General features: G+C 61.0%; 14 protein-coding genes. 6 read left to right on the forward strand and 8 right to left on the reverse strand.

The window, feature by feature from the left end; genetic code table 11:
• Positions 1–112: 112 nt before the first annotated feature.
• From ACW9JE_RS22185 to ACW9JE_RS22195, 3 genes are all read right to left on the reverse strand, one after another.
• Positions 113–817 (reverse strand): hypothetical protein, encoded by a 705-nt coding sequence (locus ACW9JE_RS22185; RefSeq protein ID WP_457433952.1) that lies wholly within the window; start codon positions 815–817, stop codon positions 113–115.
• A gap of 267 nt (positions 818–1084) precedes the next feature.
• Positions 1085–2593, reverse strand: coding sequence for a sensor histidine kinase (locus ACW9JE_RS22190; RefSeq protein ID WP_457433953.1), 1509 nt, complete (start codon positions 2591–2593; stop codon positions 1085–1087).
• Positions 2590–3309, reverse strand: coding sequence for a response regulator transcription factor (locus ACW9JE_RS22195; protein ID WP_224533678.1), 720 nt, complete (start codon positions 3307–3309; stop codon positions 2590–2592). Before ACW9JE_RS22195 ends, ACW9JE_RS22190 begins: the two co-directional genes overlap by 4 nt.
• Positions 3310–3458: 149 nt before the next feature.
• Here ACW9JE_RS22195 and msrB point away from each other — a divergent pair, with 149 nt between their 5' ends.
• From msrB to msrA, 3 genes are read left to right on the forward strand one after another with little or no spacing between them, the layout of a single operon-like run.
• The gene (gene msrB, locus ACW9JE_RS22200) at positions 3459–3983 is read left to right on the forward strand and encodes a peptide-methionine (R)-S-oxide reductase MsrB (RefSeq protein WP_224533677.1); all 525 of its coding nucleotides are present in this window, start codon (positions 3459–3461) and stop codon (positions 3981–3983) included.
• A gap of 36 nt (positions 3984–4019) precedes the next feature.
• Positions 4020–5786, forward strand: coding sequence for a cytochrome c biogenesis protein DipZ (locus tag ACW9JE_RS22205; RefSeq protein WP_457433954.1), 1767 nt, complete (start codon positions 4020–4022; stop codon positions 5784–5786).
• A gap of 30 nt (positions 5787–5816) precedes the next feature.
• Positions 5817–6524, forward strand: a complete 708-nt coding sequence (gene msrA / locus ACW9JE_RS22210) for a peptide-methionine (S)-S-oxide reductase MsrA (RefSeq protein ID WP_224533675.1) — start codon at positions 5817–5819, stop codon at positions 6522–6524.
• 171 nt (positions 6525–6695) lie between these two features.
• Here msrA and ACW9JE_RS22215 read toward each other — a convergent pair whose 3' ends face one another.
• Complete coding sequence (locus ACW9JE_RS22215; protein WP_457433955.1) at positions 6696–7709, reverse strand: sensor domain-containing diguanylate cyclase; 1014 nt, start codon at positions 7707–7709, stop codon at positions 6696–6698.
• A gap of 71 nt (positions 7710–7780) precedes the next feature.
• A complete protein-coding gene (locus tag ACW9JE_RS22220) occupies positions 7781–8686 on the reverse strand; it encodes a LysR family transcriptional regulator (RefSeq protein ID WP_457433956.1) in 906 nt (301 codons plus the stop codon).
• A gap of 102 nt (positions 8687–8788) precedes the next feature.
• Between ACW9JE_RS22220 and ACW9JE_RS22225 the strand changes: the two genes are divergently transcribed.
• Positions 8789–9964: an acetylornithine/succinylornithine family transaminase gene (locus tag ACW9JE_RS22225; protein WP_457433957.1), complete on the forward strand. Its 1176-nt coding sequence runs from the start codon at positions 8789–8791 to the stop codon at positions 9962–9964.
• A 36-nt stretch (positions 9965–10000) separates the two neighbouring features.
• On the opposite strand, the gene ACW9JE_RS22230 is transcribed toward ACW9JE_RS22225, so the two are convergent.
• Together ACW9JE_RS22230 and ACW9JE_RS22235 are read right to left on the reverse strand one after the other, a co-directional pair.
• Positions 10001–10483: an adenylate kinase gene (locus ACW9JE_RS22230; protein WP_457433958.1), complete on the reverse strand. Its 483-nt coding sequence runs from the start codon at positions 10481–10483 to the stop codon at positions 10001–10003.
• Between the two features lie 102 nt (positions 10484–10585).
• Positions 10586–12511 (reverse strand): alkaline phosphatase D family protein, encoded by a 1926-nt coding sequence (locus ACW9JE_RS22235; protein ID WP_457433959.1) that lies wholly within the window; start codon positions 12509–12511, stop codon positions 10586–10588.
• A gap of 125 nt (positions 12512–12636) precedes the next feature.
• Here ACW9JE_RS22235 and ACW9JE_RS22240 point away from each other — a divergent pair, with 125 nt between their 5' ends.
• Positions 12637–12879: a hypothetical protein gene (locus ACW9JE_RS22240; RefSeq protein ID WP_224533669.1), complete on the forward strand. Its 243-nt coding sequence runs from the start codon at positions 12637–12639 to the stop codon at positions 12877–12879.
• A gap of 13 nt (positions 12880–12892) precedes the next feature.
• Here ACW9JE_RS22240 and ACW9JE_RS22245 read toward each other — a convergent pair whose 3' ends face one another.
• Positions 12893–13072, reverse strand: coding sequence for a hypothetical protein (locus ACW9JE_RS22245; protein WP_224533668.1), 180 nt, complete (start codon positions 13070–13072; stop codon positions 12893–12895).
• A gap of 138 nt (positions 13073–13210) precedes the next feature.
• On the opposite strand from ACW9JE_RS22245, the gene ACW9JE_RS22250 reads away from it, so the two are divergent.
• Positions 13211–13552: a potassium channel family protein gene (locus ACW9JE_RS22250; protein ID WP_224533667.1), complete on the forward strand. Its 342-nt coding sequence runs from the start codon at positions 13211–13213 to the stop codon at positions 13550–13552.
• Positions 13553–13630 lie beyond the last annotated feature (78 nt).

The following is a 13630-nucleotide window of genomic DNA, read 5'->3' on the forward strand; positions in this document are numbered from 1 at the left end:
AGTCGTAAAACCTGAATACCGAATCTACCTGACAGATCGCAGTGCCTGAATTGGCGACTGCTTCGCAGCCGGACGCAGGCTTCGCCAGCTGCTACAAGGTGCGCGGCGTTTGTTACTGCGCAGCGATGCTATAGCCATCAAACGCCGTCTGCTGCTGCAACGCGGTGATGATGTTCTTGCGGTTGGCCGCCTGTTCCGCACCGCTGTTATCAACGAAGGTTTCGCTTTCCAGCTCCGCCTCTTCACCTTCACCCACAAAGTTGAACCCGAGGAATTCCAGCGCTTCACGGTCAACGTTCAAGCGCGAGCGCGGGGTGCGCAGGGGCAGGGTCACGCTGATGCCGTCTTTGCTGATGGTGAACACTTCGGCTTCTTTCTTGGGCCGCGCGGCCTTGCTCTTGCCGCCGCTCGGGTTGCTGATGGCTTGATGGGTCTGGTTCAGCACTTTCAGGGCCAGGCCGTAGACGATTTCCTGAAACGCCGGGTCGTCCTTGAAGCTGGACAGAATGCGGCTGATCGGGAACTTGCTGCTCAGATCTTCCAGGGCCGCGATATCGGCAGCTTCAGCGTCCTTGAGCTGCTTGAGCTGGCCCATCAGTTCATAGGCGCGGTCATCGTCGAAGCTGTCGTGCGCCTGGCGAATCGCTGCACGCAGTTCGCGAATCTGCTCGCTTTCGCGGCTGGACTGGAAAGCGTCCAGCACCATCTCGCTGATGGTTTTGGCCTGGGAGACATGTTGTGAAAGATTGATGGAGTTTTCGTATTCCGCTTTGGACGACAGGGTGACTACGGTTTCAGCGGTATTGGAATCGGACATTGAAATTTCACTACTTTTTTCAGCTTGAATAGGGCGAGAAAGCGCAGGGGCTTTTTCCGGCCGACTAATTTATTGGACCGGGACGACGTTGTCACGGAGCAATGGCCGGATGGACAGTTTCATGCAACTCACAACCTTGTGGACGATCACAAATCCGGTAGGAGCGAGGCTTGCCCGCGAAGGCGGTGTTTCAGGCGATAGAGGTGGTGAGGCTGCCGGCCTGTTCGCGGGCAAGCCTCGCTCCTACAAAGGCAGGTCCGCGGTTTTTCAGACTTGGTCCTGTGCATTCAGGCTCATCACCCGCGCCGCTGTCTCTTCATCCTTGGGCAGTGAAAACCGGAAAGTCGCCCCACGCCCCGGCACATCGACCAACTGAATCTCGCACCCATGCAACTGCAGGATGCGATGCACAATCCTCAGCCCCAACCCACCATCGCGCCTTGCACCGCCAATGTTGAACGGCCGCAGGAACAAACCTTCGCGAAATTCAGGTGCAATACCGGGGCCGGTATCGCTGACGGTGACCTCGATGAACGAACCCTGCGGTCGCAGGCTCAGTTCGATCTCGCCACCTTGCGGCACATGGCGCAGGGCATTGTCGAACAGGTTGGTCAGCACCCGTTCGATCAATCCCAGGTCAGCGCAGGCCGCTGAAACATTGGGGGCGAAGGTGGCCTTGAGTTCCACCTGCCGCGCTTCGGCGGTGAGTTCGAATTTCTGGAAGATGTCCTGGGCCAGATCGGTCAGGGAGAAACGCTCCAGAATCGGCTGCACGAAACCATGTTCCAGTCGCACCAGCTCCAGCAGCGATTGCGCAAGACCACCAACCTTGCGGCTCTGATCCAGCGCGATACCCAGGTAGCGACGGCGGTCGGCGGGAGACAGCGTGGCGTCCTTGAGCGATAGGGTTTCCAGGTATCCGTGCAGGGACGCCAATGGCGTGCGCAGGTCGTGGGAAATGTTCGCCACCAGCTCGCGGCGCTCCTGATCCTGGCGGGTCAGCGAGCGCCACTGCTCGCCAAGACGCGCCTGCATCTGGCGGAAGGTGGCATCGAGGATCGCTATTTCATCGTGGCTGGCGTTTTTATCCACAGGCGGGGCGGGGGTTGGCGTGACGGGAATGCCATCGATGTCGAACTGGCTGACACTGTCGGTCAGGCGGCGCAACGGCCGGGTGATCAAGGCAAACGCGGTGAGGCCGGCAATCAGGCACAACAGCGCCACCAGACCGATGGACAGTAGCGCGGTATTGAGGGCGGCGCTGGTAGCGCCACGTTCGGCAAGGCGGTCATGGTCCTCGCCGAGCAGCACCACATACAGATAACCCGCCGGCTTGCCATCGACCATCAACGGCGCCGCGCTGAACACCTTGCGGGCATCGGCGCTGCGCGGGTCGTCGCCAAGAATCGGCAAGGCATCACCCTTGAGCAGGCGCTGGATCGGCGCCAGATCGATCTGCTCACGATGTATCCGACCCTCGGGTGCGGCGCTGCCGACGATCTTCCCAGCGGGATCGAGCAGATATACCTCGACACTGGGGTTTACCTGCATCAGCTTGCTGAACAGGTCACGCACCGCATTGGGCATCAAGCCCCGGGTATCCATCAAAACCGTATCGCGGGCGATGTGTTGCGCCAGATCCCGCGACAACCCCTGCACCACTTCCTGTTCATGCATCTGGTTGGAGCGCACCTGCATCCACGCCGAAGTGCCGCAGCACACCAGCAGCAGGACGGCGAACACCAGGGACAGGCGTTGTGTGAGGGTCAACCTCATGCTTGTGGCTCCTCGCCAGTGGCGAATTTGTAGCCGCGTCCCCAGACCGTGAGGATGCGTGCCGGTTGCGCGGGATCTGTCTCGATCTTTGAGCGCAGGCGGTTGATGTGGGTATTGACCGTGTGCTCGTAGCCCTCGTGGCTGTAACCCCAGACGGCATTGAGCAGGTCCATGCGCGAGAACACCTTGCCGGGCTGGCGCGCGAAGAAATACAGCAGGTCGAACTCCCTCGGCGTGAGGTCCAGGCGCCGCCCCTCAAGAGAGGCTTCGCGGGTGATCGGATCGATGGCCAGGCCGTCGATGTTCAGGCTGCCGGCGTCCATCTTCAGGTTGCGGGCCATGGCGTCGACCCGGCGCAGCAGAGCTTTGACCCGCGCCACCAGTTCGAGCATGGAAAACGGTTTGGCCAGGTAGTCATCGGCGCCCAGCTCCAGCCCGAGAATCCGGTGCACTTCGCTGGAGCGGGCGCTGGTGATGATGATCGGCGTGTAGCGGGCCATGGCGCGGGCGCGCCGGCAGATTTCCAGGCCATCGACGCCTGGCAGCATCAAGTCCAGAACCAGTGCGTCCCAGTTTCCTTGCTGCAGCAGGCGCATGCCTTCATCGCCATCGGCGCAGTGCACCACCTCGAACTGCTCATCGCGCAGATGCAGGCAGATAAGGTCGGCGATGTGCAGGTCGTCCTCGACCACGAGGACGCGTTTGTTCTGTTCCATCCAGTTCAATCCTTCGACGCAATGGGCACATTGTGCGGGTTTTACGGAGCCGCAGTTATCACGAATTGTTTAACTTCTCGTGAGGATTTGGCGATCAACCCAAGCCTAGGCTTTGTTCCATGAAGGGCCCTGGATTTTTGGAGACGGCAATGCTCTCAAAACATTTTTCACGACGACAATTTCTGTTGGCGACCGGCGGGCTGGGGGTTGCAGTCCTGGCCGTCGGTGTATTGCCAAAATTTGCCGGCCGGTCTGTCCTGATCAGCGAGGCCGAAGCGGCGGAGGTGTTCGAAGTGACCCACAGCGATAGCGAATGGCACACCATCCTCAGCGACGAGCAGTACGAGATCCTTCGCGAAGAGGGCACCGAACGGGCCTACAGCAGCCCGCTGAACAACGAACACCGTGAAGGTACGTTTGCTTGTGCTGGCTGCGAGCTGCCGTTGTTTTCCTCGGATACCAAATTCGACAGCCGCACCGGTTGGCCGAGTTTCTGGGCGCCGCTGGACAAGGCCGTGGCGACCCGCCAGGACCGCACCTTCGGCATGGTTCGCGAAGAGGTGCACTGCCGGCGTTGTGGCGGGCACTTGGGGCATGTCTTCGATGATGGGCCGAAACCTACCGGGCTGCGTTACTGCATGAACGGCCTGGCAATGACATTCCGGCCGGTCTGATCCCGACTCCTTTCCTCACTCTTGCAGGTCGACGCTATGTGGCTTCTGGTCCTCGCTTATCTCGGTGGTGTGCTGACAATCGTCAGCCCGTGCATCTTGCCGGTACTGCCGTTCGTCTTTGCTCGCACTGGCCAGCCGTTCGTGAAAAGTGGCTTGCCGCTGTTGGCGGGCATGGCGCTGACCTTCGCCTTCGTCGCCACGCTGGCGGCGGTGGGCGGGGGTTGGGTGGTGCAGCTCAATCAGTACGGGCGCTGGCTGGCGCTGGTGTTCGTGGCGCTGTTCGGCCTGACGCTGTTGCTCCCGCAATTGGCCGAGCGCCTGACCCGACCACTGGTTGCGGCGGGAAGTCGTTTGTCCGAGAAAGCGGGAGCCGATGCTCGGCCACGTCCGGGCGCTTCGTTTCTGATCGGGGTCGCCACTGGTTTGCTTTGGGCACCATGCGCGGGGCCGATCCTGGGTCTGTTGCTGACCGGCGCTGCCTTGCAGGGCGCCAGCATTGCTACCACCTTTCTGTTGCTCGCCTATGCCGCCGGTGCCGCGACATCCCTCGCCGTGGCCTTGCTGCTGGGTGGCAAAGTGTTCGCGGCGATGAAGCGCTCCATTGGCGCTGGCGAGTGGCTGCGTCGCGGCCTCGGTGCGGCAATGCTGGCTGGTGTGGCCGCCATTGCGCTGGGGCTCGACACCGGGATTCTGGCGCGGGTTTCGACGGCGTCCACCGGGGGAATCGAACAGGCTCTGGTAGAGCAGCTGGCAGATAAATCTCCGCGCAACAGCACGGCGATGCTGGCGCAAAAACCGTCGTCCGATGGGGCAATGCCCGTCAGCGCAAGCACCTTGCCGGTAGAAGGCAAGCTGCCGCCGCTGGACGGTGCCGTGCAGTGGCTCAACTCGCCGCCGCTCGATGCTCAGGCGCTGAAAGGCAAGGTCGTGCTGGTGGATTTCTGGACCTACTCCTGCATCAACTGCCTGCGTTCGCTGCCCTACGTGAAAGCCTGGGCCGAGAAGTACCGTGACCAAGGGCTGGTGGTGATCGGTGTGCATGCACCGGAATTCGCCTTCGAGCGCAACGTCGACAACGTCACCAAAGCCATGAAGGACCTGGGTATCAGCTACCCGGTGGCCATCGATAACGAATTCAAGATCTGGCGAGCCTTCAACAACGAATACTGGCCGGCGCACTATTTTGCCGATGCCCAGGGACGCATTCGTTATCACCACTTCGGCGAAGGCGAGTACGACGAGTCGGAGCGGGTCATCCAGCAATTGCTGCGTGAGGCCGGTGCCAGCAAGGTGTCGGACGGGTTGATCAACGCCAAGGCCGACGGCGTGCAAATGGCGCCGGACAACAACGAAGTGCAATCGCCGGAAACCTACGTCGGCTACCAGCGTGCGGAGCATTTCGTGCCGGATACCAGCCTGGTGCCGGACAAGGTGTCGAGCTACCAGACGCCTGCGCAACTGGCGCTCAACGACTGGAGTCTGGACGGTCAATGGAAAGTCGGCCCCGAGCACGCCACCGCCAGTGCACCGGCCAGCCGCATCGTCTACCGCTTCCACGCCCGTGATCTGCATCTGGTGCTCGGCCCCGGCGCGGACGGCAAACCGGTGCGCTTCAAGGTGCTGATCGATGGCAAGGCCCCCGAAAGCGACCATGGCATGGACGTGGCGCCCGATGGCAGCGGCACGGTGACCGAACAACGTTTGTATCAACTGGTACGCCAGAACGGCGGCGTGCAGGACCGGACCTTCAGCATCGAGTTTCTGGATCCGGGCGCATCGGCCTACGCCTTCACTTTCGGCTGACAGCCCTTAAAACTTTCAGGAGTCCTACCCATGAAAACCCTGTTCACCTGGCGTCGTACGCTGTTGGGGCTGGTAACTGCCGGCGTCATCGGCCAATGCTCGGCATTCTCTCTGGGCGGCGCTGAAGAAGCGGTATTGATTGCACCGCCAACCCTTGATGAGGTTACCCAGGCCCATAGCGAAACCGCAGTATTCGCCGGCGGTTGTTTCTGGGGTGTTCAAGGGGTGTTCCAGCATGTCAAAGGCGTAAAGAACGCGGTCTCCGGTTACGCGGGCGGCGCGGCCAATACGGCGCAGTATGAGCGCGTGAGCGATGGTGATACTGGCCATGCGGAGTCCGTGGAGGTCACCTACGACCCGAGTCAGGTCAGCTACGGCACTTTGCTGCAGATCTACTTTTCCGTGGCGCATAACCCCACCGAACTGAACCGCCAGGGACCGGACACCGGTACCCAGTATCGTTCGGCGATCTTTACCAAAAACAGCGAGCAGCAAAAGGTTGCGCAAGCCTACATTGCTCAGCTCGATGCGGCGCATTCATTTGATAAGCCGATCGTGACCAAGCTGGAAAGCTTCAACGGTTTCTACCCGGCGGAGGAGGAGCACCAGGACTTTCTGACCGAGCATCCGAGCTATCCCTACATCGTGATCAACGACCTGCCGAAGGTGGCACAGCTCAAGCAGCTGTATCCGGAGCGTTATCAGGAGAAGCCGGTGTTGGTGAAGGGGCAGATGTGAGGGGGTAGTCAGTCAGGAACTCGCGTAGGCGATGAGGTCTTTGTGGCGAGGGGGCTTGCCCCCGCTGGGCTGCGAAGCGGCCCCAAAAAGATGGGACTGCTACGCAGTCCAACGGGGGCAAGCCCCCCTCGCCACAGGTATGTGTTCGGCTTGATTGAAGGGGAATCCGGGCTATCCAGAGATCACGTTTTTACCGGCAATCTTCGACCGATACAGCGCCTGATCAGCCCGCGCCATCAACCCCGTTTGCTGTTCTTCATCGAAACGCTGCACCACGCCAAAACTCATCGTCACCTGGAAATCCCCCACCGGCAGCAACTCCGCCAGACCATTGCGAATAGACTCGGCAAGATTCCTGGCGTCGGCCAACGAGGTATTGGCCAGCGTCATGATGAATTCATCGCCACCCCACCGCGCCAGCAAGTCGCCTTCGCGCACGAAGCGCTTCAGATTTTCCACAACGTGCACCAATGCCGCATCGCCCAGCGCATGGCCGTAGTGATCGTTGATGTTCTTGAAATCGTCGATGTCCATGGCGATCACCGACAGCGGTTCGCGAAAGCGCTGGGCGCGCTCGCAGGCCTGGGGCAGAACCTGTTCCAGCCGATAGCGGTTGGCGATGGAAGTCAGGGTATCGGTGTGCGCCAGCTTGCGGTTTTCTTCGAGCTGCAGTTGCAGTTGCTCATTGACCTGGGACAGCTCGCGGGTACGCTCTTCGATCATCGTTTCCAGCGACTGATTGCGTCGTTGGAGTTCCTCAAGCAGGCGCCGCCTGTCCTCGATGCTGCGGTGCGCGCCGACCATGCGCGCCACTGAACCGTCTTCGTTGCGGGCAATCACATGACCACGGTCTTCGATCCAGATGTAACCGCCGTCATGGGTACGGCAGCGGTACTCGGCCTGATAGGCGGGGCTGCGTTCACTCAGGTAATCATCGAAGCGGGCCATGACCTGCGGGTAGTCATCCGGGTGGATGACGTTTTCCCAGGTCAGCACATTGTTATCCAGAGAGTGGGGCGAATAGCCGAGCATCTCGTACCAGCGTGCATTGCGGTAGACGAAGCCGGTGTTGGCGTTCCAGTCCCAGATGCCGTCGCTGACCAGCTCCATGATGGTATGCAACATGCTGTCGTTCATGCCCGACAGGTCGAACTTCACCGGCTCGGTGTTCGATGTTTCATCCATCGCTGCTCTCCCTGCCTGATATCAAAATGATCAGTCGTGCGCGGAGATTAATTCATGCCCTACGGGGGCGGCTAGTGCTTGCCCCACATGTCCATGGCGAAGTCGACGAAACGGCGCAGTTTGGGAAGCCGATGGCGATCCTGGGCATATACCAGATGCATTGGTCGGCTCGGCAGTTGATAACGCTCTAGTAAAGGGATCAGCTTGCCGGACTTCAGATCCGGCTCCACCAGCGCATCGGGCACCATCACGATGCCCATTCCGGTGCGCGCGGCCTGATGCAATCCTGCCGAGCTGTTGATCACCAGCGAACCGCTGACCGCCACCACGATTTCGCCATCTGGGCCGTTCAGGCGCCATTGCCGGGCGACCGCCTGCCAGTCATCGCCGGCCGGGTAGGCGAACGCCAGGCAATTGTGATGTTGCAGGTCTTCCGGCTCTTGCGGGGTGCCGTGACGGGCCAGGTATTCCTTCGACGCGCACATGGTCAGTGTGTAATCGATCAGCGGGCGGGCGATGAGGTTCGAGGGTTCCAGTGCGCCCAAGCGAAAGGCAACGTCGAAACCATGGTCCAGCAGATCCGGGCGACGGTTGGTCAGCACCACGTCCAGTTTCACTCGCGGATTGTGCAGGCTGAATTCGCTCAAGGCCGGCGCCAGGCGTTCGGTGCCGAAGGTGAGAGGAGCGGTGATGCGCAAGGTGCCGCTGGGCTCGTCGAGGGTTTGTTCGGCAAGGCGTTCCGAGTCCGCCACCAACCCCAGCACTTCGAGGCAGCGCTGGTAATACGCGCTGCCGAATTCCGTCAGGCGCTGGCGGCGTGTCGTGCGATTGAGCAGGCGCACGCCCAGGCGCTGCTCCAGTGCCTTGAGGTGATTGCCGACCATGGTGGTGGACATTTCGCACTGCAAAGCGGCGGCGGTCATGCTGCCGGCTTCCACCACCCGCACGTAAACGGTCATTGCCTGGAACAGATCCATTATCAAGCCTAGCTTTAAAATGATTGAAGTATTACTGCGTTTATCCAGCTCAGGTGGCTAACCATACTGCAAAAACACCAACAATTGCTGGAGCCTGATGTCATGACCGCCGCCTGCCTGATGAGCACTTACCAACCGCTGGCCCTGAGTTTCGACAAGGGCCTGGGCACGCGACTGTGGGATCAGGCCGGTCGTGAATACCTGGACGCGGTCGCCGGTGTCGCGGTGACCAACGTTGGCCATTCCCACCCGAAAATCGTCGCCGCCATCAGCGAACAGGCCGGGTTGCTGCTGCACACCTCGAACCTCTACAGCATCGACTGGCAACAGCGGCTGGCGCACAAACTCACGACACTGGCGGGCATGGACCGGGCGTTTTTCAACAACTCCGGCGCCGAGGCCAACGAAACGGCACTGAAAATCGCCCGGCTTTACGGCTGGCACAAAGGTATCGAGCAACCGCTGGTGGTGGTCATGGAGAACGCCTTTCACGGGCGGACCCTCGGCACGCTGTCCGCCAGCGATGGCCCGGCCGTGAGGTTGGGTTTCAACAAGCTGCCGGGGGATTTCATCAAGGTGCCATTCGGAGATCTCAAGGCGCTGGACCGGGTGTATCAGGCCCATGGTGAGCGCGTCGTGGCCGTGCTGATGGAACCTATTCAGGGCGAAGGCGGCGTGCAACTGGCGCCGCCGGGCTATCTCAAGGCCGTGCGCGAACTGTGCAGCCGGCGCGGCTGGCTGATGATGCTCGACGAAATTCAGACCGGTATCGGCCGCACCGGCCAGTGGTTCGCCTTCCAGCACGAAGGCATAGTTCCCGACGTCATGACCCTGGCCAAGGGCTTGGGCAACGGCGTCCCCATCGGCGCCTGCCTGGCCCGTGGCAAAGCCGCCGAAATCTTCACCCCCGGCAGCCACGGCAGCACCTTCGGCGGCAACCCGCTGGCCTGTCGGGTCGGCTGCACGGTGCTGGAAATTATCGAAGAACAAAGCCTGCGGGAAAACGCCCGGCTACAGGGTGACCGGCTGCTCAAGAGACTGAGCATGGAACTGGCCGACCACCCCAACGTCCTGGCCATCCGCGGCCAGGGCCTGATGATCGGCATCGAACTCAAACAACCCATCCGCGACCTGACCCTGATCGCCGCCCGGGATCACGGCTTGTTGATCAACGTGACCCGCGGCCAAACCATCCGCCTGCTGCCGCCGCTGACGATTGATGAGCGTGAGGTGGAGATGATTGTGAGAGGGGTAAGTCGGGCCATCAATCCGATGTAAAACTATACGCGCTGTAGGAGCAGCCTTCGGAAGCTCCTACAGGGGGGCGGTGAATGCCGTGATTTGGGTGCGATTGCTCAGCTGTATTTTTGAGCCAGCAAAACTCTCGAACAGCTGCCGATGCGCCGCAAACCCACTGGACCCATCCCGCATTCGATAACTCCCCGCCCACTCCAGCATCGCCATCAATCGCTCGTCGTCCTTCTCCTCACGCTGGCGAATGTTGGCGACGCATTCCTCGTCGTCAACGCTCAGCCAGATCAGCGCTGTCGCGCGGTGCAGCAGTTCGCTGATGATCCAGCCATAAACCCCTTCGATCACCCAGCGCTCTTCGCTGGCCGCCACACGCGCCATGCCCAGTGCTTCGCCACGGGGGCGGGGGATGCTGTGTTCGTCGGATAGCCAGTGGATGGGGTCGAGGTCGGTGCGGGGGAGGTGCAGGTGTTCGCACAGGCGTTGGGCCAGCCAGCTTTTGCCGGAACCGGAGTTGCCGATGATCAGCGTTCGGGTGAGGTCCATGAGTCACACCAATCAAGGGTGGGAGCGGGCTTGCTCGCGAATGCGGTGGGGCATTCAGCACTGCGGTGACTGACACTCCCTCTTCGCGGGCAAGCCTCGCTCCTACAGGGGGGTGTCGCTTTCGGGCGGGACCATTCGGGTTTTCGGCGCGCCGTTGGCGTTGTGCTGAAAGATTTCCCGCGGCTGTCCCTGTTCATTAAAGAACACCTGCCCGATCCCCGCCGAGTTCCACAGGCGTTCACCCGCTTCGGCATGCTCGGGGATGTGCGGCACGATGCGCATGCGGCGGCGTTTGGTCAGCCAGTTCAGTGGCGAGCGGGGGGAGTAGAGCCAGCGGTTGAGGCGGTCGAACCATTCCAGCAGGGCCGGCGGGAATTCGTTCTTGATGCCGCTGCTGGTGATCTGCCAGATGCGCGGCCCGGCCTTGCGGTGTCGGATCAGCACTTCATAGACGAAGGAATAGTGCACATCGCCTGACAGCACCACGTAACTGCCGGGAGTACGCGAGTGTCGGAAAATGTTCAGGATCACCTGCGCTGCGCCGCGATGAGCCATCCAGTTTTCCGCGTCCACCAGCAGTGGATAGCCGCACCAACTGAACACGCGCTGTATGGTTTCAATCAGCTTCACGCCGAACACCGGCGCCGGTGAAACGATGATCGCCGACGGATGATCCAGCAGTTCCTGTTGCAGTTCGCAAAGAGCCTCCCAATCCAGAAGGCCCGACGGCTGCTTGAGGGTCATCTCGCTGCGCCAGCGCCGGGTGCGGGTGTCCAGCACGACCATGGCCGGAGTAGTGGGCAATACGTAATGCCAGCGCTGAAACTTCAGCAACTCATCGATCAACGCATCCTGCACCGGGCTGTCGAGATAGCCGTCACTGCCGGTCGAGCTGAAACCGCCAGCCTTCTCCAGCACCGCATCGAAGGCATCCGGATTGTTGCCCCAGCCCTGGCACAACATATAGGCGATCAGCGCGTTGCCGATGATGCGCTTGGAAAACGGATGACCGTAGGCCGTTTCCTCCCATTGCGCGGAAAGATTCCAGTCATCGGTAATATCGTGGTCGTCGAAAATCATGAAAGTCGGCAAGTGCGCCAGCGCTCGCGCAGCCTTGTCCAAGCCAGACTTGAAACCATCGAGACGCGACTGCTCCAGCGCATAACGCTCGCGCCGTTGCGGCGTCAGGGCCGGTGGTTGCGGAGCGATCAGGGTCCAAGGCGTCGGCGACCAGACCAGCAGGTACATGGCCATCACTTCGGCGAAGGTCACCAGATGATTGTCGGCGCTGCTGCTGGTGAAAATCGGCTTACGCGCACCGCCGAAAAATCGCTCGCGCAGGGTCTCGTTGCTCTCAAGCGCCGGTAACAAATCCGCACGGTGGTAGTAACTGGCCGGATGCTCATAAAGCCTGGCGCTGTCGCTGACCACGGCACCTTCCAGATGCTCACCGAACAACCCAAGCCGCTCGATCAAGGCATGAATCGCCCGCAACATCGGCCCTGCAACATCGTCGGCGTAGACCTGATCGCCGGTCATCATCAGCAATGCCGGGCGATCTGCCGGCTCGTGCGCCTGCGCCAGCAAGTTATCCACACACAGCAAACCGTCCGCCGCCGGGTGATGGGGCTTGCGACAGGAACCGTGCAGCAACTGATCGATCCGCGAGCGCAGGACGAAATTCGGGGACGAGGCATCGCCATACAACAGATGAGGCGCCCAATCGGCGATGCCCGTTCCGTCACTTATCAACAGGTCGTATTCGATCAACTCATCCGAGGGCAGGGCGCTTTCCAGCGTCACATCGATCAAATGCACAAAGGCGTGGGTGCCCACCGCGATTACCGTGCATTGCCCGGCATCCAGGCGAGTATCGCCCACATTCTGCAAACGCAGCGTCAGCTCCAGCGCCCGCGAACCCACCAGCCACAACACCAGCCGCGTGGGCTCCAGGCGGCGCAACAACGGACCGGCCAGCACGGGTGGCAACGGTTGAATTTCGGCAGGCGATGACAGAGGGGCGGACATCCAGGTTCTAGACTCATGAGGCGCAGAGGCGGGCGATGATAGCGCAGGTGACGACTGCACCGGCTAGAGTGAGTTTGCCGCACCGTCGGTAGACGCCCGGCAATGTTGATCAAAACGAGGTGCACATGAACAAATTCATCCTGCCAGCGCTGGTCCTGCTGATCGCCGCGCAATCCCCGGCGTACGCCATCAGCGAAAAATATCGTAAACAATTGGAGCGATCCGGCTGCACTCAGGCGAGCGAATTGCAGGGCTGTGATATCCACAAGTCCAAGGCGGAAAACGCCAAGGCCGGGTTTACCAATCCCAAGGTGCCTGACGCCCCCAAAAGCGATACCAAGACCCAAGCGCCCGCTAAAACCGAATAGCAACAACCTCCCGCTACATCCGCGGCCGAGGCATCGTCGAGGGCATGCGTTGTTGGGGCGGGATGATCCGGCCGCTGCCTCCGGTGGCGTTGGGCGGTATGGCCTGGTCGTCCTGGCGGGTGTCGTGGCACGACGATCCGCTGATGGCCACGAACACGAAGAGCAGCAGCGGCGCGATCAGGTGTTTGGGCATGGGAGGTCTCCAGGGCCGGATTCATCCAGCTTAATCGCGGATTTCAAGGCTCACCGCGCCGTTGGTCCGCCTTCACATTCCGCAACTTGTGCCAAGCTGTTGTGACGCCCATTCGCCCGCCGCCCGGGGAGCCATGACATGAAGCACGCCCACGCGTCGCACATCCGTCGAGAGTTCTACAAAGCCGTCGGCTTTTACCTTCGACTGGCCTGGCCGATCTTTTCCGCGATGTTGATCATCATTGTGTCGGTGGGGTTGATCATCAGTTATCTGGAGGGGTGGGATCCGTTTGACGGGATCTATTTTGGCTTTGTGACGGGGCTGACCATCGGGTATGGCGAGCTGGTGCCGAAGCTGCCGCTGTCGCGGGTGTTGGCGATATTGCTGGGGTTCAATGGGGTGTTGTTGACGGCGATTTTTGCGGCGATCAGTGTGCGGGCGATCGAGATTGCGGTGCGGGTGACGGAGGGGGACAAGTAAGCACACCCCCCACTGTAGGAGCCGAGCTTGCTCGCGATGGAGGCCAACGATAACGCGGGGTGTCTGAATGCCCGTGTC

The organism is Pseudomonas sp. SDO55104_S430 (assembly GCF_054070595.1).

Bases quoted from the DNA above. Each gene is read 5' to 3' on its own strand.
- ACW9JE_RS22235 (WP_457433959.1), bottom strand. From the start codon at position 12,511: ATGTCCGCCCCTCTGTCATCGCCTGCCGAAATTCAACCGTTGCCACCC.
- ACW9JE_RS22230 (WP_457433958.1), bottom strand. From the start codon at position 10,483: ATGGACCTCACCCGAACGCTGATCATCGGCAACTCCGGTTCCGGCAAA.
- ACW9JE_RS22240 (WP_224533669.1), top strand. From the start codon at position 12,637: ATGAACAAATTCATCCTGCCAGCGCTGGTCCTGCTGATCGCCGCGCAA.
- ACW9JE_RS22205 (WP_457433954.1), top strand. From the start codon at position 4,020: ATGTGGCTTCTGGTCCTCGCTTATCTCGGTGGTGTGCTGACAATCGTC.
- ACW9JE_RS22195 (WP_224533678.1), bottom strand. From the start codon at position 3,309: ATGGAACAGAACAAACGCGTCCTCGTGGTCGAGGACGACCTGCACATC.
- msrA (WP_224533675.1), top strand. From the start codon at position 5,817: ATGAAAACCCTGTTCACCTGGCGTCGTACGCTGTTGGGGCTGGTAACT.
- ACW9JE_RS22215 (WP_457433955.1), bottom strand. From the start codon at position 7,709: ATGGATGAAACATCGAACACCGAGCCGGTGAAGTTCGACCTGTCGGGC.
- ACW9JE_RS22250 (WP_224533667.1), top strand. From the start codon at position 13,211: ATGAAGCACGCCCACGCGTCGCACATCCGTCGAGAGTTCTACAAAGCC.
- ACW9JE_RS22185 (WP_457433952.1), bottom strand. From the start codon at position 817: ATGTCCGATTCCAATACCGCTGAAACCGTAGTCACCCTGTCGTCCAAA.
- msrB (WP_224533677.1), top strand. From the start codon at position 3,459: ATGCTCTCAAAACATTTTTCACGACGACAATTTCTGTTGGCGACCGGC.
- ACW9JE_RS22225 (WP_457433957.1), top strand. From the start codon at position 8,789: ATGACCGCCGCCTGCCTGATGAGCACTTACCAACCGCTGGCCCTGAGT.
- ACW9JE_RS22245 (WP_224533668.1), bottom strand. From the start codon at position 13,072: ATGCCCAAACACCTGATCGCGCCGCTGCTGCTCTTCGTGTTCGTGGCC.
- ACW9JE_RS22190 (WP_457433953.1), bottom strand. From the start codon at position 2,593: ATGAGGTTGACCCTCACACAACGCCTGTCCCTGGTGTTCGCCGTCCTG.
- ACW9JE_RS22220 (WP_457433956.1), bottom strand. From the start codon at position 8,686: ATGGATCTGTTCCAGGCAATGACCGTTTACGTGCGGGTGGTGGAAGCC.